Annotated in this window: 15 protein-coding genes and 1 tRNA gene; 8 read left to right on the top strand and 8 right to left on the bottom strand. The window is 52.9% G+C overall.

The window, feature by feature from the left end; genetic code table 11:
- Positions 1-164: 164 nt before the first annotated feature.
- A complete protein-coding gene (locus tag Q0O33_RS01675; RefSeq protein WP_295495197.1) occupies positions 165-590 on the bottom strand; it encodes a GFA family protein in 426 nt (141 codons plus the stop codon).
- Positions 591-660: 70 nt separating this feature from the next.
- Positions 661-1443 (bottom strand): enoyl-CoA hydratase, encoded by a 783-nt coding sequence (locus Q0O33_RS01670; RefSeq protein WP_295495196.1) that lies wholly within the window; start codon positions 1441-1443, stop codon positions 661-663.
- 149 nt (positions 1444-1592) lie between these two features.
- Between Q0O33_RS01670 and Q0O33_RS01665 the strand changes: the two genes are divergently transcribed.
- Genes Q0O33_RS01665 through Q0O33_RS01650 form a run of 4 tightly spaced genes read left to right on the top strand, consistent with a single transcriptional unit; the run spans position 1593 to position 6798 of the window.
- On the top strand, positions 1593-2753 hold the full coding sequence (locus Q0O33_RS01665; protein ID WP_295495194.1) for an acyl-CoA dehydrogenase family protein: 1161 nt from the start codon (positions 1593-1595) through the stop codon (positions 2751-2753).
- Positions 2754-2813: 60 nt separating this feature from the next.
- Positions 2814-3617: an enoyl-CoA hydratase/isomerase family protein gene (locus Q0O33_RS01660; RefSeq protein ID WP_295495193.1), complete on the top strand. Its 804-nt coding sequence runs from the start codon at positions 2814-2816 to the stop codon at positions 3615-3617.
- A 13-nt stretch (positions 3618-3630) separates the two neighbouring features.
- Complete coding sequence (locus Q0O33_RS01655; protein ID WP_295495191.1) at positions 3631-5661, top strand: NADPH-dependent 2,4-dienoyl-CoA reductase; 2031 nt, start codon at positions 3631-3633, stop codon at positions 5659-5661.
- A 42-nt stretch (positions 5662-5703) separates the two neighbouring features.
- Positions 5704-6798 (top strand): Zn-dependent alcohol dehydrogenase, encoded by a 1095-nt coding sequence (locus Q0O33_RS01650; RefSeq protein WP_295495189.1) that lies wholly within the window; start codon positions 5704-5706, stop codon positions 6796-6798.
- 61 nt (positions 6799-6859) lie between these two features.
- Here the strand turns inward: Q0O33_RS01650 and Q0O33_RS01645 are convergent, their stop codons facing one another.
- The 3 genes from Q0O33_RS01645 to Q0O33_RS01635 form a co-directional block, all read right to left on the bottom strand.
- Positions 6860-8335: an aldehyde dehydrogenase family protein gene (locus Q0O33_RS01645; protein WP_295495186.1), complete on the bottom strand. Its 1476-nt coding sequence runs from the start codon at positions 8333-8335 to the stop codon at positions 6860-6862.
- 60 nt (positions 8336-8395) lie between these two features.
- Positions 8396-10018 (bottom strand): GMC family oxidoreductase N-terminal domain-containing protein, encoded by a 1623-nt coding sequence (locus tag Q0O33_RS01640; RefSeq protein WP_295495184.1) that lies wholly within the window; start codon positions 10016-10018, stop codon positions 8396-8398.
- 67 nt (positions 10019-10085) lie between these two features.
- Positions 10086-10712 carry a TetR family transcriptional regulator gene (locus Q0O33_RS01635; RefSeq protein WP_295495182.1) on the bottom strand — a complete coding sequence of 209 codons (627 nt, stop codon included), beginning with the start codon at positions 10710-10712 and terminating at the stop codon, positions 10086-10088.
- Positions 10713-10816: 104 nt separating this feature from the next.
- On the opposite strand from Q0O33_RS01635, the gene Q0O33_RS01630 reads away from it, so the two are divergent.
- On the top strand, positions 10817-11722 hold the full coding sequence (locus Q0O33_RS01630; protein ID WP_366048072.1) for an SGNH/GDSL hydrolase family protein: 906 nt from the start codon (positions 10817-10819) through the stop codon (positions 11720-11722).
- Positions 11723-11753: 31 nt separating this feature from the next.
- Entirely contained in the window at positions 11754-12656 is a 903-nt protein-coding gene (locus Q0O33_RS01625; protein WP_295495180.1) for a formylglycine-generating enzyme family protein, read from the top strand.
- Here the strand turns inward: Q0O33_RS01625 and Q0O33_RS01620 are convergent, their stop codons facing one another.
- Together Q0O33_RS01620 and Q0O33_RS01615 are read right to left on the bottom strand one after the other, a co-directional pair.
- Positions 12657-14933: an arylsulfatase gene (locus tag Q0O33_RS01620; RefSeq protein WP_295495177.1), complete on the bottom strand. Its 2277-nt coding sequence runs from the start codon at positions 14931-14933 to the stop codon at positions 12657-12659.
- 35 nt (positions 14934-14968) lie between these two features.
- Complete coding sequence (locus Q0O33_RS01615) at positions 14969-15625, bottom strand: TetR/AcrR family transcriptional regulator (RefSeq protein WP_295495174.1); 657 nt, start codon at positions 15623-15625, stop codon at positions 14969-14971.
- Between the two features lie 205 nt (positions 15626-15830).
- On the opposite strand from Q0O33_RS01615, the gene Q0O33_RS01610 reads away from it, so the two are divergent.
- Positions 15831-16616, top strand: coding sequence for an enoyl-CoA hydratase-related protein (locus Q0O33_RS01610; RefSeq protein WP_295495171.1), 786 nt, complete (start codon positions 15831-15833; stop codon positions 16614-16616).
- 291 nt (positions 16617-16907) lie between these two features.
- Here Q0O33_RS01610 and Q0O33_RS01605 read toward each other — a convergent pair.
- Positions 16908-16997: transfer RNA gene (locus Q0O33_RS01605), tRNA-Ser, on the bottom strand.
- Positions 16998-17195: 198 nt separating this feature from the next.
- Here Q0O33_RS01605 and Q0O33_RS01600 point away from each other — a divergent pair.
- Positions 17196-18230: a lytic murein transglycosylase gene (locus Q0O33_RS01600; protein WP_295495332.1), complete on the top strand. Its 1035-nt coding sequence runs from the start codon at positions 17196-17198 to the stop codon at positions 18228-18230.
- The last annotated feature ends 23 nt before the right edge of the window (positions 18231-18253 follow it).

Below are 18253 nucleotides of genomic sequence, written 5' to 3'. Positions count from 1 at the left end.
CAACGGTCCAATTTTTAACGTCGATCGCGCAGGTGTGCCGCGAATGATTACACGCATCTTCGATCACGACGGGCCATGCTATTCTAACCAAAACCGACAGCGGTATACGACCTAAAACACCTTCATCTCAGAGGCGACCTTGAGGGACGCTAGCAGCAAGCGCCTCATTTCACACTACTTGAGCGCGTTGGAAATTTGTCGAAGCTGGCAACGCCATCTGGTACGATATGATAGGGCTTTTTCTCGCAGCAATAGACAGCCATGTTTGGCATGTCGTAAACATCCTGATCATCGAGACTGCCGACTTTGATGAGCACGGCACCCGCCATCCTAGGGCTTTTCGTGAGGACGTGCGTACCACATGTCCCGCAGAATTCACGTGTGACGGAGCCTTCAAAATCATCACGCGTGAATGCGCTTGGCTGCCCTGCAGTATACGCAAAGCCCGCAGCAGGCATACCCAAAATAACGTTCGCGCCGCCGCCCGATATATGGCGGCATTCACGGCAAAAGCACATGCCTTTGGCTAAAAAATCGCCAGTTGCTTCATAACGAAGTGCACCACAATAGCAGCCTCCTGTGATAGTCATATTTATCCATTTCTCATTGAAATTTTATATACTTGAAACTTGCATCGCAGAACGATTGTGTCAACGACGACTATTGGCTTCGACCTCTCGCTTGTACTTCTGCCCTACGCGCTTCGACTTGGTCGGGGCGAACTTTCGCGTTTCGAGCAGAAGAAACCTCATGTTCTGTTTGAAGCCCTTCGCGCAGATTCGATGCATATCCATCATTGATCAGCGCCTTGTAATCGATCAAAAATGCGGGATCGATAGACGCAATGTCAGCGGCCATTTTACGGGCTAAGGGCATAAGTTCTTCGGGTGCAACAACATGGTTGACCAACCCCCAACGTTCCGCAGTCGCCGCATCGAGAAAATTGCCGGTGAATGATAATTCTTTCGCTCTGCTCATACCTACAATGCGCGAAAGTTTTTGTGAAAGGCCCCAACCGGGCATGATACCAACACGGGCATGTGTATCGGCGAAGCGGGCATTTGTTGAGGCAATGAGGATGTCGCAGGCAAGGGCAAGTTCGAACCCACCAGTAATGGCCACACCGTTGATTGCGCCGATGACGGGCTTGCGGCAAAGCTCGATCGCTTTTACCGGATTTTCATCAGCGCCTTGTGCATTGGCTGCGCCCAGCGCCCCTTCAGTTGATCCCAATTCTTTGAGGTCAAGCCCGGCCGTAAAAGCGCGATCACCCGAACCTGTTAAAATCACAACGCGAACCGCTTCGTCGGCGTCGAGCGTTTTGATCGCTTGGTAAAGGCTTGCCCTTAACGCCACAGACAAAGCGTTCATCGCATTGGGACGATTGAGTGTGACGACGGCCACGGCACCGTTATATTCGATTTCGACGATATTCTCTGCCATGAATAACCTCCAGTCGTCCGGTGTGTTCAACAAAACCGTGCAATAATCCTGTATCCTATTATGATGTTTTTACGCTACAGACTTTTTAGCAGGTTGCAGCAAAAGCTTTTGCAAGCAATCAAAAATCACGACCAAAAAGGCAGGAAACCATGCGCACTTTTACAGAAGATCAAATCATGTTCCGCGATGCCTATCGCAGATTTCTGGCGACTGAAATCGCTCCGTATATGGAAGAGTGGCGCGAAGCAGGCATTGTTGACCGCGCGGCTTACAAAAAAGCCGGTGACCTTGGCTTTCTTATGGTCTGGCCCGACGAAAAATATGGCGGCATGGGCGATAATGATTTCCGCTATGAACAGATTATCATCGAAGAAACCGCGCGGGTTGGATGTCTGGAATTTTTCAACACATTGCACAGCCGTCTAGTTGGTCCCTATTTCGAGCGATTTGGAACGCCCGAGCAGCGCGAGCGCTTCCTGCCTAAATGCGTCAGCGGTGAAACAATCTTGGCCGTAGCTATGACCGAGCCGGGGGCAGGGTCGGATCTTGCCGGAATTCTTAGTACCGCTGAGGATAAGGGCGACCATTTCATCCTGAATGGTTCGAAGACCTATATTTCCAACGGCATCAACGCCGATGTTGTGATTGTCGCCGCAAAGCAAGTTGGAGCGGACAGCAAACATGCCATGGTGCTTTTAATCGTAGAGCGGGGAATGCCGGGCTTTGAGCGCGGCCGTAAGCTTAAGAAAATGGGCCTGCCAGCGCAGGATACAGCGGAGCTGTTTTTTAATAATGTCCAAGTGCCAAAGGCAAATGTCTTGGGCGAGCCGGGCAAGGGCTTTTATTATTTGATGGAAGGACTGGCCGAGGAACGCCTGATTGGCGCGGTTGGTTATATTGCAAACGCGCGCCGCGCCTTCGACATTACGCGGGATTTCGTCATGCAGCGTAATCTTTTCGGCAAGGCCCTGTCTGAACAGCAAAACACGCAGTTTAAAATGGCCGAAATGGATTCTGAAATTGATATGGCGCAAGTCTATGTCGATCACTGTGTCACTGAGCATAATGCTGGTCGGTTAACATCGACAATGGGGGCAAAGGCCAAAATGCTGTGCTCGGAGATCGAATGGAAGATGCTTGACCTTGGTGTGCAATTGCATGGCGGTGCTGGCTATATGGACGAATATCCAATCAGCCGTATGTTTACCGATGCCCGTATCAATCGTATCTATGCCGGAACGAGCGAAGTGATGCGGTTGATTATCGGGCGTGACGTCTTCTCGCAGAAATATCAAAGCATGCTTGCGTGAGGATGTTGCGCTTTAAGCTTTTGAGGCAAAGCGGAAGGTTGCAAGCGGAGGGGTATTGAGATGAGTGACTATCAAAACATCATCGTTGAAAAACGAGGCGATGCCGACTGGCTAACGTTTAATCGGCCAGATGCGCTCAACGCGCTCTCGCTTGAAATGGTCGATGAACTTAACGATTATTTCGGCAGTCTCTATAACGACCGCTCGACCCGCATAGTCGTGATGCGCGGGGCAGGGCGCGCATTTTGCGCTGGCTTGGATATCAAGCACCGTGCCGCCGGAGAACCTGATGCCACGCCGTTTGGCGGTGGCTTTGGTCTTCAAGGCCATATCGCCGAGATTTACGTGAAGATGCGCCGTTGCCCGCAACCGATCATTGCCCTTGTCCACGGTGCGGCATGCGGCGGCGGCTTTGCGTTCGCGCTGGCCTCGGATATCCGCATTGCGGGTGAAAGCGCGCGAATGAATGCCGCCTTCATAAAGATCGGCCTGTCGGCCTGCGACATGGGAACCAGCTATTTTCTACCACGGCTTGTTGGCCTTTCGGTGGCTTCGGAACTTATGTTGACAGGGCGCTTTATAAACGCCTCGCGCGCTCTGGCGACGGGTCTTGTGAGTGAAGTTGTACCGGACGACCAGTTGGAGGCTGCTGCCCAATCCTATGTCGATGATTTGCTCGCTGCTTCGCCGATGGGGCTTCGGATGACGAAAGAGGGACTTAACCTCGCGGTCGACGCCGGTAATCTTGAAGCAGCGATGGCGATAGAAAACCGCAACCAGTTGATGACGGCCGCCAGCCCCAATTTCAACGAAGGAATGGCTGCTTTTCTGGAAAAGCGCCGTCCACAATACACGCCTGATTAACTAGGATACCAAATTGGCTCACGCGAAATATCCACATATTTTTGCGCCGCTTCAAATCGGCAAGCATCAGTTGAAAAATCGCATCATCATGGGCTCGATGCATTCTGGGCTTGAAGACGTGCCCAATGCCGCCGAGCGACTGTCTGCCTATTTTGTCGAGCGGGTGCGCGGCGGTGTCGGTATGATAATTACAGGGGGCATTACGCCGCATGCGAGCGGCGGCAAGGGCGCAAAATTAAGCGAACTGTCCGAAGTCCCCATGCACCGCGCGGTTACCGACGCAGTGCATGCCGCTGACCCGCAGGTCAAAATTTGCATGCAAATATTGCATTCGGGTTCCATCGCCAATGTTGATGCACCTGTCGGGCCATCACCGGTTCAGTCCCGCATAGCAAGGCAAGCGCCGGTTGAACTCGATGCGGATGGCATAGAAGAACAAATTGCCGCCTTTGCCAATTGTGCCGCGTTGGCGAAAGAAGCAGGCTATGACGGCGTCGAAGTGATTGGTTCTGCTGGCTATCTCATTTCTACTTTCCTCGTCGAAAAGACCAATCAGCGCAGCGACGAATGGGGCGGTAGCTGGGAAAACCGGATGCGTTTTGCCATCGAAGTGGTCCGCCGGGTGTGCGTCGCGATTGGCTCAGACATGATTTTAATCTTTCGCATTGCCGCAATGGACATGTTGCAAGGCGGCTTGGCTTGGGATGAAGTGGTGAGCCTTGCCAAAGCATTAGAGGCCGAGGGCGTGGATGCAATTAGCACCCATTTTTGTTGGCATGAAAGCCAAGTACCGACCATTGCTACTATGGTGCCGCGCGCTGCTTTTGCGGGGGTAACTGGACGGCTCCGCAAGGAGGTTTTGGTCCCACTGATTACCAGTAACCGCATCAACATGCCCGATGTAGCAGAGGCTGTGCTTGCACGCGGAGACGCCGATCTTGTGTCTATGGCGCGCCCGATGCTGGCGGATCCTGAATTGGTCAATAAGGCGTTTCAGGGCCGCCCCGACGAGATCAACACATGCATCGGTTGTAACCAAGCCTGCCTCGATCACACTTTCACGGGCCAGATGGTCTCGTGCCTTGTCAATGCTCGTGCCTGCCGTGAGACAGAAATCACCATTCGCCCCACAAAAACCGCCAAACGGATTGCCGTTGTTGGCGCAGGGCCGGCTGGTTTGGCTTTTGCGACGATAGCTGCGGAACGTGGCCATCATGTGACCTTATTCGACGCGGGCAGTGCAATTGGCGGCCAGTTTAATTTGGCGCGGAAGATTCCAGGCAAGGAAGAGTTTGATGAAACGCTGCGCTATTTTGGGCGCATGATTGAATTGCACAATGTCGACTTGCGTTTGAATAGCCGCGTCACCGCCGATGCCCTGATCGCGGAAGGCTATGACGAAGTTGTTGTTGCTACGGGTATCACTCCGCGCAGCCCAAAAATAGACGGTATCGATCATGCGAAGGCGGTCAGCTATGTCGATGTGATTACCGGTAAAGCCGTTGTGGGACAAAAGGTCGCTATCATGGGCGCTGGTGGCATAGGCTTTGATGTTGCAGAGTTGATCACTCATGCTGGCGTGTCTGCGGCGCTCGATATTGATGTGTTCGCAAAGGAATGGGGTATCGATTTTGAGAACCATCCGCGGGGCGGGGTTACGGGCGTAGAACCTGTGGTAGCTAGCAACGGGCGAGAAGTTTTCTTGCTCCAACGCAAAGCAAGCGCGGTGGGCAAGGGCTTGGGTAAAACAACAGGATGGGCGCATCGGATCACATTGCAGCGGCGCGGCGTTCATATGCTATCAGGCGTGGAGTATGTCGCAATCAATGATGCCGGATTGCATATCCGCGTCGACGGCGAACTACGGTTGCTTGATGTTGATACCGTCATCGTCTGCGCTGGTCAGGAACCTGCGCGCGAACTTTATGATGCGCTTATGGCAGCAGGGCAAAGCGCGCATTTGATAGGCGGCGCATTTGAGGCTTCTGAACTTGATGCGAAAAGGGCGATCAAACAGGCTACCGAGCTGGCAGTTGTTGTTTAAGCCAGCATAACAGCCTCGGGTCCGTAAGGAGGAATAGCCAAGATGAGTATTCAGACAAGAGCAGCCATCGCACCGGGAAATGGCGAGCCTCTTATTGTGGACGAGATACAAGTGCGCTCACCAGGGCCCAATGAAGTTCTGGTCGAGATGAAGGCGTCTGGCCTTTGCCATACCGATCTTTCCGCCATGGAAGGCAAATTTCCCGTGAGGCTACCCGCAGTGCTTGGCCATGAAGGGGCGGGGGTTGTCGTTGAATGCGGGCAGGGTATCACTTCGGTCAAGCCTGGTGATCCCGTGATACTGAACAACACTGCCCATTGTGGTACTTGCCCACCCTGTCTTTCCAAAAAAACGGGCTATTGCGATAGCATGTCGCTGGATGCTCGTTCGCCGTCGCCATTTACGTGGCGTGGTGAGCCACTTGGTCGAATGGGACCGTCAGCCAGTTTTTCAGCCCATACTATAATCGATCCTTCGCGGCTGACCCGGATTGATCCGGCAATCTCATTTGAAACGGCGTCGCTTGTCCCTTGCGGTGTTATGACGGGCTTTGGCGCGGTGAATAATGTTGCCAAGGTTGAGCCGGGCAGCAAAGTGCTGGTGTTCGGCATGGGATCAATCGGTTTAAACGTATTGCAAGCGTGCAAGCTAGCTGGGGCTTCTGTCATCGTCGCGCTGGACACTAATCCGGCCAAAGAATCCGTCGCCCGCGAATTTGGCGCCACTGATTTTATCAATCCCGCAGATGATGCTGTGCCGCTTGATAAGCGGATAAAGGCGTTGCTTGGCGGCTATGCTGACCATGCGTTCGATTGTGTTGGGCATCCTGCAATTGTGAAACAGGCAGTTGGCTTGGTTAGCCCTTATTGGGGCGTGATGGTCGCTGTCGGCATTGCTCCGGTAACTGAACAAATCACTCTGCCGGCCGCGACCTTTTACTTTGGTCGTTCGATACGCGGCACATTTATCGGTGATTGCAATCCAGTGATCGATACACCGAAAATTCTGGATCATTATCACAAGGGTAGGTTGGCTATTGACCGTCTCATTACCCACCGAATTTCTCTTGAAGAGATTAACAGCGGATTTGACCTGATGAAATCTGGGCAAGCAATCCGCACGGTAGTGATATTCTAAAAAAAGGCCGAAGAGACGATATTTGTCTCTCCGGCCTTTTTACTTTGAATAAGACGGAAGTTTATCCAATCAAGACAGTCTTGGTGCTGACAAATTCCATGACGCCTTCGCGGCCGCCTTCACGGCCAAAGCCGGAAATGCCAACTCCACCAAACGGCGCGCCGACGTGCATATTGCCTGTGCCATTTATCCCAACAGTTCCAGAATGCAGATCGCGGGCCAAACGGCGCGCACGGCGCATATCGGACGTCTGGACATAATTGGATAACCCGTAAGCGGTGCTGTTAGCGATTTCGACGGCTTCTTCCTCGGTGTCGAATGGGATAATCGACAGGACAGGTCCAAAAACCTCATTTTGGGCGAGGCTGCTTTGTGGGTCTACATCTGCGAAAATCGTGGTATCTACGAAAAAGCCGTCGGCAAGCTCTCCACCGGGACGGTTGCCGCCAAGGACCAGGCGACCAGCCTTTTCAGCCTTAGCCTTCTCGATGATACCACTGACCCTTTGTAGTGCAGCATCGTTGACCAACGGTCCGGCAAAGGTCGTCATTTCCAAGGGGTCGCCCGTAATATATTGCGACACAACAGCGGTTACGCCTTCGACCACAGCATCATATACGCCGCGTTGGACCAGCAACCTAGTTGGCAATGCGCAGCCCTGACCTGTGTTTACCAATGAGAATGTTGCCGAATAAGGGATGGCTTCGGCCAAATTCGCATCATCAAAAACGAGATTAGCGCCTTTTCCGCCCAATTCGAACAGGACGGGGACAAGGTTGTTTGCCGCCGATTGCATAATCTTTGTGGCCGTTGACGGGCCGCCTGTGAAACTGATTTTATTGATACCAGCGTGCGCAGAAATCGCCGCGCCTGTTTCAGGACCGCCAATGACGAGATTTAGCACGCCGTCTGGAAGGCCAGCTTCTTTTGCGAGATCGAGGAAGCGCAGGGATGTGAATGGCGTGAATTCGGCGGGCTTCAAAACGACGGTATTTCCTGCGGCAAGGGCAGGGGGTGTTTTCATTGCCAGCGACAGAAGCGGTGCGTTCCAAGTGATAATAATGCCAACAACGCCAAAGGGTTCTGGTATCGTATACACAAATGCCTCATCGCGCTGGGTGTCTACCACGAGGCCGTCAAGTTTATCCGCCCAGCCTGCATAATAACGTGTCCATTCTGCGGCCATACTGACAAATCTGGTGGCGCCAAATCCCATAGTGGCACCATTTTCAAGCGTGGAAATAGTAGCAAGTTCTTCACCATTTTTGATGATGAGTTCCGCCAGTTTTTCCAGAATTTCTCGACGGCGTGCCCCCGAAGTATTGCGCCAGCCGGGTGCTGCCGCGCGTGCAGCCGCCACGGCTGCATCCACCGCATCTGTTCCTGACAAAGCGATATTGGCCTGAGCTTGACCCGTAGCCGGGTTGATATGGTCAAAATTTCCAACCGCGCCCGACGTATAGCGCTCGCCGCCAATCAGCGATCCTGCAACGGGAAGGATTTCTGCTGCTTTTTTATGCCTTTCAATCAGGGTCATTATGCAATCCTCTTTATTGATGTCGGTATGAAATGGATTTTTGTCACGGTCTGTTTGGTATCACGCATCTTCGCGCATCATCTGGGACAAGCGCCATGCAGCGGCCATGACTGGAGCGTTGGTGTTGCCAGAAGGCATCTCGCGGAAAATCGAACAATCGACGACACGCAACCCTTGCACGCCGCGTACACGAAGCTGGCTGTCAAGAACGTCGGTTGCGTCTGGGCCCATGGCGGCGGTTCCAACAGCGTGAAGGCCGCAATGTCCGTTCGTTCTATAAAGCTCCAATATCTCTTCGTCGCTTTGTGCCCAATTGGTCTTGTCGGTTTCACCTACAACATGGGGCTTTAGAGCGCCTTGCTCCATAATCCGTCGGATCGCACGCGTTCCCTCAATCGCAGTTTCGCGGTCGATGTCAGCTTCCAGAAATGCGGGGTTGATATCAAGCGGCGCAGATGGATCCGATGAAGTAATCAAAGCATGCCCCTCGCTTTGTGGGCGCAGGATATAAGAGTAGCATTGCATTCCGGGCTCTGTTTCAAAGGCCACGCCGTTGCTTGTGTCACCAAGCGAATAAGGGTTGAACATAATCTGCGTATCCGGGCGAACTGACTTGGGATGCGCCTTTACAAATGCAATCGCTTCTGCAGCACCGCGCGCCATTGGGCCCTTACCCCGGACCATATAATTAAGCATATTCGCCATCAGCCGCACCCCGCCATATTCGCGGTTGTCGCTATACTTCCAATCATGCAGGCGGAAATTAAGTGCCAAAGTCTGGTGCTCGCGCAAACGACGCCCGACGTTCGGATTATGATGGATTGTGTCGATGCCAAGGCTTTGCAGCAACGCGCCGTCACCGATCCCTGACAATTGCAGGATCTTCGGCGAAATCAGTCCGCCTGCGCACAGTATAACTTCGCGTGCCGCATGAAGCTCAATCTGCTCGTCACCGGTAACGCACGCAACGCCTGTCGCTTTACCGTTCGCGATTAACACGCGGGTTACCCGAGTCCCGGTTCGGATCGAAAGATTGGGCCGGCTCTGTGCATTATCGAGTAAGACGCGGGCTGAACTGATCCGCTTTCCCGAGGCATCAATATTCCATTGCGCATATCCAATGCCCTCAAGATCGGGGCCATTTTGATCATCCTTGGTACGCAACTGTAAGCCGTTACCAGCGGAAATGAAGGCATCGGTCAAAGCCATACGATTAGGATTGGTCGTAATGCCAATAGGGCCGCCTGCACCCCGATATTCGCTTTCGCCCATCTGATGGTCTTCCAATGCGCGCAGGCAGGGCAACATATCTTTCCAACCCCAGCCCGGGTTGCCCAAAGCTTCCAAGCCGTCATAATCTTCGGCCACACCACGGTTCCACACCATGCCGTTAATCGCGCTCGATCCGCCAAGCATTTTTCCACGTATCCAAACCTGCTGCGCTGTTCGTGCACCGGGCCGTGGGCTTGTTGGGTAGAAATGGGCGTGTTGGGGATCGCTGATAAGCTTGCCAAACCCCTTTGGCATGCGGCTAAGCCATGTATCGCCGCCACCTTCTTCAATTAACAACACAGAGTTTCGACCATCAGCAGACAATTGATCAGCCAAAACGGCGCCAGCCGAACCCGATCCGACAATTATATAGTCAGCAACCGGACTAGAGTTGTTTGGCATTTGGGGCATGTTTTTCTCTCTCCAAGACGTCCCAGTTACTAGAGTTATCCGTCTAGTAGGGCAAGTCGCATTTTAGTTAGCGAAGTTCGGATTTGCTGGCAGCTAGATCTTCTTGGAACGCCAAATAAGCGGTCAGAGCATCCGGAATATCCGAAACATTTGAACGTAGTCCCGTCCCTCGCACATCAAGAACAAATGAAAGCGTTCCAGTTGAAATCGCGTAGAGCATTTTAGCCACCCTCGGCCCGTGTACTTTTCCCAACCTAAATATGATCACCGATTCGACTAAGGTCATGAAAGTGTCGATGGCTTGACCTTCGTGCAATTGGTGCAGCTCAAGCGCAAAGGGGAATTCTGAATAATAACGGATGGGCTTGCAGAATAACGCGTCAATAACTTCTGCAGTCGACATTTTTTGCCATTCTTGATCGGTAACCGCTGTGGCCAATGACATAATGTCATTCATCGATGTCCGATGTCGCTCTCGGAGCGTATCGAGCAGTTCATCCTTGTCGCTGAAAAAATGATACATTGACCCTATCGAAGACTTGGCCCGCTTTGCGGTCGCATGCAGGGTTAGTCCGGCAATACCATATTCCGATATGATTTCCGCCGCCGCCCGCAGGATGGCTTCACGGCGTTTAATGCCGTTTGAACGTTGCGGGGTCCGCGCGGTTGACGATGGTGGCTTATTAGGTGGCATAATGTGCTCATATCGCACTTAGTCGACCAGAAAGTCTAGTATTGCGCGTAAGCATGCTATTGGTCCATCATTACCGAGCTTAAAGGGCAGGGGAAAGGCAACCTATGAAACCGGATGTTCACGCCGCAGGGATGATACGTCGCCTTTTAAAGCGGGCTATGCTCGGTTTGCTTTTAGTTGCAGGCGGGGGCGCAGCCGCCATTTTTGGACTTCTATACTGGCAAGGGGCTCAAACGACGGACAAGTCGGGTGAATATGTAGCGCTTGGAAGTTCCTTTGCTGCAGGCATAGGCCTTGGTCCGCGTGTACCCGATAGTCCCATTCAGTGTTTGAGAACGGCGGGAGGTTATCCTTCGCTGGTCGCAAAGAACACAGGAATGCGTCTTGTCGATATGTCCTGTTCTGGTTCAACGACAAAGCATATTTTGTCTGGCGGGCAACTTCTGCTTGGTCCGCAACTGGCAGCAATTGGACCTGCAACAAAACTTGTTACCATTACAACGGGCGGTAACGACGTTGGTTATATCGGTGATATGATGGTCGCGTCTGGTAATATGGGACGGCTTGGTGCTTGGTGGCATGGTGATATCGAGCCTGCTGATGCACGACCTTATGATGTCGTAACCGATAACCTGATTACAATTATCAATTCGGTCCGTCAAAAGGCACCAAGCGCGAAGATTCTCATCGTCAATTACCCTGCGCTTCTTCCATCTAATGGACGTTGTGCCGCATTGGGCCTCAGTAAAGAGCAAGCCGATATCAGTCGAGACGTTGCGCAGCAATTGGCGCTAGCCACCAAGCGGGCAGCAGATGAGAGCGGTGCGCAGCTTGTTGATATCGCAAATGCCGGCGTGGGGCATGACGTTTGTTCCAAAATGCCATGGGTTAATGGTGCTTCGGTAAAAGCTGGGACGGCCTTTCACCCCAATGCCGCTGGCGCAGCAGCAACTGCGGATGCTATTGTAAAAGCCTATTCGACGATCACCGCAAACGGACCAGCTTCGTGACTATACAAACAATGCATGAGGGCTTTTAACGATGCCGACGGTAAAATCATTAAACAGCATGGTGCAAATTTATGGTGGTACATTCACCATCGGCTGCACTGACTTTTATCCGGAGGAAGCGCCAGTTCAGCAGGCCAGGGTAAAGCCGTTTCTTCTTGATATTACGCCAGTGACCAATGCCCAATTTGCTGCATTTGTTGAGGAGACAGGATACGTCACGCTGGCTGAAACAGTCCCGGACCCTGCCGATTATCCAGGCATTTTGCCGGAAATGATTGTGGCTGGGTCAATTGTATTTGCAGCGCCACCAAAAGGAATGCCGGTTGGACCTGAAAGTTGGTGGACCTACGTTCCGGGTGCTAACTGGCGGCTGCCTTACGGACCAGAACTGGGCGCTATCGCGCCGAGTGATCATCCCGTTGTGCACATCGCTTATGAGGACGCGCTCGCATATGCAACTTGGGCAGGTAAACGCCTGCCGACCGAGCTTGAAGCAGAATTTGCTGCACGCAGCGGATTGGACGCTGCCACTTATGCATGGGGTGATGAATTGTCCCCTAACGGCAAGAAAATGGCCAATATCTGGTATGCGGGATTTCCTTTCCATCATCCAGAACGGACTGGGCCACCATATACGGTTCCGGTCACGCAATATCCCGCCAATGTTTACGGGCTATATGATATGATCGGAAATGTGTGGGAGTGGACATCAAGCGATGCGAACGGCCCCGTCGGCAACAATGGCTGCTGCCAGACGGCCACTATCGACCACACGCCCGCTGCAGAAATCCAAAAAGTGCTTAAAGGCGGGTCGCATCTTTGCGCGCCCAATTATTGTCAGCGGTATCGTCCGGCTGCCAAATGGTTTCAGCCGGTTGATACATCTACATCACATGTTGGATTTCGTTGCGCACGATCCGTCAACCATGGCTGATTATTTTATCTGAAACGATAATCTCCCCAGCGTACCCGAAAAGGGCTGATCGGCAGAATAAGCAGAACTTACCGCACTTCCGCGGTCGATGCCCAAATCAAACGTTTCCGCCACACCATAGCCTTGAATTGGCAGAGTGGTGGTCACCTGCTCTTTTACAAGTACCTCATCGCCGACCAGAATCGTCACGGTTACCAGCTCGAGTGACATAGGCTTGATGGCTGGCCTATCTATGAGAATTGAGAGCCGGTTGGCTCCCGCTGGTAAGGCCGCATTGGCCTTTATTGTCGACTGCTTACCGGACAAGTCGGTAAAAGTAACAGCAGGCACGCCGTCGATTAGATAAGCAGCCATGCCGCCACTTGATCCACCAGCAGCAAAGATTGGACCGCTATCTTTGCCCGTGCGCATCGTGATGTCCGCCTCCATCTTGAACGGCCTAGCGGTCAAAGGCGGCATTGCACCAAAGCCGATATTGCTAACGGCGCCAGCATAGGCCCAAACGCCTTTGCGCCGCGCCATTTCAGCCATGAAATTTTTGACACCAAAGGCGCGTGAATCGCCAAAGTTAGATATTGGGCCGACGCCATAACGTTCTGCCTGTTCTTCAAAAATGGCATCGAGTGCCTTCACCTTTTCGGGATATTTTGTGGCTAGATTAACGGTTTGCCCAGGGTCTTTGTCGACATTATAAAGCTCCCACTGCTCGTTAATCGGGCCATTTTGATTCATCCGCCATGGGTCAAGCCGATGCGATGTGACAATCGTCCAGCCATCGGACCAGAGCCCCTTATTGCCATATAACTCGTAATATTGCGCCTTTGTGCGGTTCGGAGCGTCCTTTGCGTCCAGCGCATAACGCAGGCTGATCCCCTCCATGGGTGACTGCGGCACATTGTTGACTATTGTGGCAAGCGGCACACGCGCGAGATCAAGAATTGTAGGAGCAACGTCGGCTGCGCCTGCAAATTGATGCCGCACTTCGCCCCGCGCGGCAATGCCTTTGGGCCATGCAAAGACAAGCGGCACACGAATTCCGCCTTCATGCGTGGTCTGTTTGAAATAACGGAACGGGGTGTTTCCGGCCACCGCCCAGCCAAAGGCGTAATGCGGTTGCGTTTCGGGACCGCCCCATTTGTCGATGAACTGCATATTCTCCTCTGCGGAGGGGTAATGGCCATTCATGAACAGCGTTTCATTGTGCGTACCGTGATAGGCGCCTTCCGCGCTCGCACCATTGTCGGACGTGATCGCAATGATCGTATTGTTCAGTTCTCCTCGGGCCTCCAGCGCGTCGAGGATCCGCCCAAATTGTTCGTCTGCATGGCTCAGTGAAGCGGCAAACACCTCCATCTGCTTTGTGTAAAGACGTTTTTGGTCGGGGCTTAAGCTTTTCCATTCGGGCATGCCATCGGGCCGAGGCGCCAGCTTTGCACTTTTGGGCATCATACCCTTTGCGATCTGATGTTTCAGGATCGTCTCCCGCGCGACGTCCCAACCCATATCAAACTTGCCCTTATAGGCATCAATCCACGCCTTAGGCGCGTGATGGGGGGCATGTGCCGTGCCGGTCGCAAAGTAGATGAACACCGGCGGAGCGGTCTCCCTGACGCTTCGGGCGGACAAAAGCTTGATTGCTTGGTCCGCCATATCATTATTCAGGTGATAATCTGTTGTGCGCGGCGTGCTGATGGGGCTTGTTCCATCGATTAGCACGGGCGCCCAATTGTCAGCGTCGGCGGCTATAAAGCCATAAAATTTGTCAAAGCCTTGGCCAGTTGGCCAACGCGTAAATGGTCCTGCCTGCGTCATTTCACCGCTGGGCATATGATCCCATTTACCAAGAGCAAGCGTCAGATATCCCGCCGCCCTTAAGTTCGCCGCAATCGTGCCATCCTCGGCTGGAACTTTTGCGTCATAGCCTGGATGCGGCAAGGTCGCGCCAGCATGCCCCCCCATATGCACGCTATGCGGATTGCGCCCTGTGAGCATGGCCGCCCGGCTGGCTGAACAGATGGGTGGCGTTCGGTAATTGGCAAAACGGACCCCCTTTTGGGCCACACGGTCAATATTTGGTGTTTGGACTAGCCCCCCATAAGAGGACAATTGCGCAAAACCGACGTCATCCAGCATCCAGACAATAACGTTGGGGCGTGGCGCAGTTTCAGGCATGCTTGCCTCTATCGGGGCTGGCACTTGCGCCTCGGCCAATAAAGGCCCTTCTAGGCTTGCCAATATCGCCAGCGTCAGCAACGACCGATTTGTGCATTTATTCATGCTCTGGTTCCTCATTTCAAGGGGGGGCGGAGATATCATCCTATCAACGGAGCTTCGATAACTGATGTTGCCGCACGGCATGCATCAGCGAACTGAAATTCGCTTTCATCGCTTTGCAACATATGTTGATCGATCTGCCGAATAGACGCGAATATAAGTGCGGAGGCGAGGAATATGCGGCGGCCAAATTGCTCCGCGCTGCATGCTCCCAGACGGTTACGTATCTCGGTTAAAATCTGCCCAGTTAAGGGGTATCCGGCGTCTAAAGATGTCCGGATGTCAATGAGATTGGCACGGGATAACTCGTCGACAAAGGCGGCATAACTCCGTCGGCCAAGCTGGCATCTCTGTTCAAAAAATGGGCGGTATAGAACATCCACTAAATCGGAAACCTGCATCCCATTGGTTTGCCGCTGCTTTTCGCTAAGCAACTGGCTTCGGCGGGCTTCGATCGCAGGAAGGCGGTAAAGGATCACAGCCTGCAACAGCGCCTCCTTATTGCCGAAATGATATGCAACAACGTTGCTATTGGCTGATTGGCTTGCCTTTGCAATTTGGCGGATGGAAACTCCATTGATACCATATTCGGCGACCAACGCTTCAGCACATTCAATCAACCGTGCCCGCGTATGTAGCGTGCGGGGATCGTCAGCACGACCGCCATTTTCGTCAAGAAATGATGACTTGCCCAATTATGTGATCCCCAGCCTATGCTTATATTTTTAATGCAGAAATATTAAAAATAAAGATATACCTAATCATTGTCTAGATGATTTTTTGTGTTGTAAGGTGGGTATATTAAACGTCGCTTCTTATCAGATGCGGAATTCGTTTGACATTTTAATGCAGTCAGATCGATGCATTTACGGACCAAGCGCCAAAGGAGGGCAGCTATTTATGACCTACGAAACAATATCCGTTGACGTATCCGATAAGATCGCGACCATCACCCTCAACCGTCCGGAACGAATGAATGCGTGTTCTTTAGATATGGCGGGCGAAATAAATGACGTCCTTGCAAGTGGCCTTAGCGATGCGCGCTGCCTTATCATTACTGGCGCGGGACGGGGATTTTGTTCAGGAGCAGACTTGTCGGCTCGCGGAGAACGCTCGATTTCGGGAGGGGAGGGCAGCTACATCGCACTGACCCGGCATTATAACCCGTTGATGATGAACCTTGCCCGCCTGAATATGCCCATCGTCACCGCCATCAACGGCGCAGCTGCAGGCGTTGGCTGCTCCATTGGCCTATGCGGTGATTTCGTTATCGCGGGTAAGTCTGGTTATTTTCTTCAGGCATTTGTGAATATCGGCCTCGTTCCCGACGGCGGCGCATCGTGGATGCTCCCACGCTTGGTCGGCAAAGCCCGCGCAACGGAAATGATGTTGCTCGGTGAGAAAATCAGCGGTGAAAAAGCGGCGGATTGGGGCATGATCTACAAATGTGTTGAAGATGAAGCCTTACAAACAGAAGCCCGTGCATTGGCTACCCGGCTCGCCAACGGCCCCACGGTGGCTTATGCAGTGATGCGCAAAAATATACTGACCGCGTTGGAAAACTCGTACGCCGAACAATTGCTGGCGGAAGCCGAAGGGCAGCGGATTGCAGGAAGCACTGCCGATTCAAAGGAAGGCGGTCTCGCCTTCATGGAAAAACGTAAACCAGCCTTTAAGGGACAATGAAACTTGGTGGCATCCTGATCTAAAGGCGTCGGTGATCGCAATCGACGCCTTCAGCTTATGCCAAGATTTATATCCGGGCGGCAGACTATGTCGCCCGGCGCTAGAGGTCCGTTGCTAACGAGTAACCCTGTGCTGGGCTTACTTTTTTGTCAGCGCCCAATGCTCGCAAATTGCCTTAAACGCATTACCGATCGGGGTCTAGTCCGTTGAAGCCAGCGGAGTTCAATAATGTCGGTTCTATAAAGGATTTAGCACTTCCCTAGATCGCACTGATTTTTCCGGAAGAGATAGTGGCGGACAGGGTGGGATTCGAACCCACGGTGAGCTTCCACCCACGACGGTTTTCAAGACCGTTGCCTTAAACCACTCGGCCACCTGTCCTCTTACGATGCGTCCCCTAGCCAGTGCGGTTTGGGATGGCAAGCTTAGATGATGTGCGCTTTTATAAATGCGCACGATGAAATGGTTGTCTGTCGGGACCAAAACAATTCACAGCTTGAATGGGTTGTGGCACTATGTGACAATCCAACAAAAGGGGGTCCAGTGCGCTTTTACCGTAAAATCATGATGACGATGGCGATGTGTGCGAGTGCTTCGGTGGTGGGCACGGCGTGTGTGGCACAGGATGTAGGACCAAGCGCTACGGAAGACGTCGCCGCGCAGGCAGGTGATTTCCGCTCCTATTTATCACAAGTACGGCAACGCGCTCTGCGAGAGGGTGTGACACAAGCAACACTCGACCGCGTGTTGCCGTCGATTAGTTATAATGACCGCGTGGTTCGGCTTGACCGGCAACAACCGGAAGGGGCGTCCAGCGCGCCCGTGCCCAATTTTGCACCTTATAAGACGCGGCATGTTGATGCATCGCGGATCAGCCGGGGCCGCGCCAAATATGCAGAGCTTCGCCCTTTGCTTAAGCGCATTGAGGATGAGACGGGCGTACCTGAAGAGATTATGATCGCCATTTACGGACATGAGACCAATTATGGATCCGTCATGGGTAATTTCAACGCACCTGAAGCCTTAGCCTCTTTGGCGTATGAAGGACGGCGCCGCGCATTGTTTGAGGGCGAGTTGATCGCGGCACTCAAAATGATCGACAAAGGCGTGCCACAATATGCAATAACCGGAAGCTGGGCAGGGGCACTCGGTAAGCCTCAATTTCTGCCATCTGTATATTTGCGCCTTGCGCGGGATGGCGACGGTGACGGCTATGCCGATATTTGGCGCAGCGAAGTCGATGCGATGACCTCCATCGCCAATTATTTCGTCAATGCCGGGTGGCGACGTGGCGAGGATTGGGGATTTGCCGTCAATGTGCCTGAGACATTTAATCGGGGCATCATGCGATCGCAGATGACATCGCCGAGATGTCCACGCGTCTTTGCGCGGCATAGCCAATGGCACACAATCGCCGAATGGCGACAATTGGGCATAACACCGCAGCGGGGCTTTTGGCCGAATGACAATATGATGGCGACTTTGATTGAGCCCGATGGCGCCGGGAATACGGCCTATCTCATCGGCGGGAATTACCGCGTGATACTCGATTATAACTGTTCGAATTTCTATGCGCTTTCGGTTGGATTGTTAGCGGATGAAGTGCGCAATTAGGTTTTGGAATGGTTTCTGCGCGC

It is taken from the genome of Sphingorhabdus sp. EL138 (genome assembly GCF_945862485.1).
Classification (GTDB): domain Bacteria; phylum Pseudomonadota; class Alphaproteobacteria; order Sphingomonadales; family Sphingomonadaceae; genus Sphingorhabdus_B.
This window is presented reverse-complemented; position numbering and strand designations above follow the sequence as displayed.

Excerpts from the sequence above, each read along its gene's own strand:
- Q0O33_RS01645 (WP_295495186.1), bottom strand. The coding sequence starts at position 8,335 with ATGACCCTGATTGAAAGGCATAAAAAAGCAGCAGAAATCCTTCCCGTT.
- Q0O33_RS01630 (WP_366048072.1), top strand. The coding sequence starts at position 10,817 with ATGAAACCGGATGTTCACGCCGCAGGGATGATACGTCGCCTTTTAAAG.
- Q0O33_RS01650 (WP_295495189.1), top strand. The coding sequence starts at position 5,704 with ATGAGTATTCAGACAAGAGCAGCCATCGCACCGGGAAATGGCGAGCCT.
- Q0O33_RS01670 (WP_295495196.1), bottom strand. The coding sequence starts at position 1,443 with ATGGCAGAGAATATCGTCGAAATCGAATATAACGGTGCCGTGGCCGTC.
- Q0O33_RS01635 (WP_295495182.1), bottom strand. The coding sequence starts at position 10,712 with ATGCCACCTAATAAGCCACCATCGTCAACCGCGCGGACCCCGCAACGT.
- Q0O33_RS01625 (WP_295495180.1), top strand. The coding sequence starts at position 11,754 with ATGCCGACGGTAAAATCATTAAACAGCATGGTGCAAATTTATGGTGGT.
- Q0O33_RS01600 (WP_295495332.1), top strand. The coding sequence starts at position 17,196 with ATGTGTGCGAGTGCTTCGGTGGTGGGCACGGCGTGTGTGGCACAGGAT.
- Q0O33_RS01640 (WP_295495184.1), bottom strand. The coding sequence starts at position 10,018 with ATGCCCCAAATGCCAAACAACTCTAGTCCGGTTGCTGACTATATAATT.
- Q0O33_RS01665 (WP_295495194.1), top strand. The coding sequence starts at position 1,593 with ATGCGCACTTTTACAGAAGATCAAATCATGTTCCGCGATGCCTATCGC.
- Q0O33_RS01660 (WP_295495193.1), top strand. The coding sequence starts at position 2,814 with ATGAGTGACTATCAAAACATCATCGTTGAAAAACGAGGCGATGCCGAC.
- Q0O33_RS01610 (WP_295495171.1), top strand. The coding sequence starts at position 15,831 with ATGACCTACGAAACAATATCCGTTGACGTATCCGATAAGATCGCGACC.
- Q0O33_RS01620 (WP_295495177.1), bottom strand. The coding sequence starts at position 14,933 with ATGAATAAATGCACAAATCGGTCGTTGCTGACGCTGGCGATATTGGCA.
- Q0O33_RS01675 (WP_295495197.1), bottom strand. The coding sequence starts at position 590 with ATGACTATCACAGGAGGCTGCTATTGTGGTGCACTTCGTTATGAAGCA.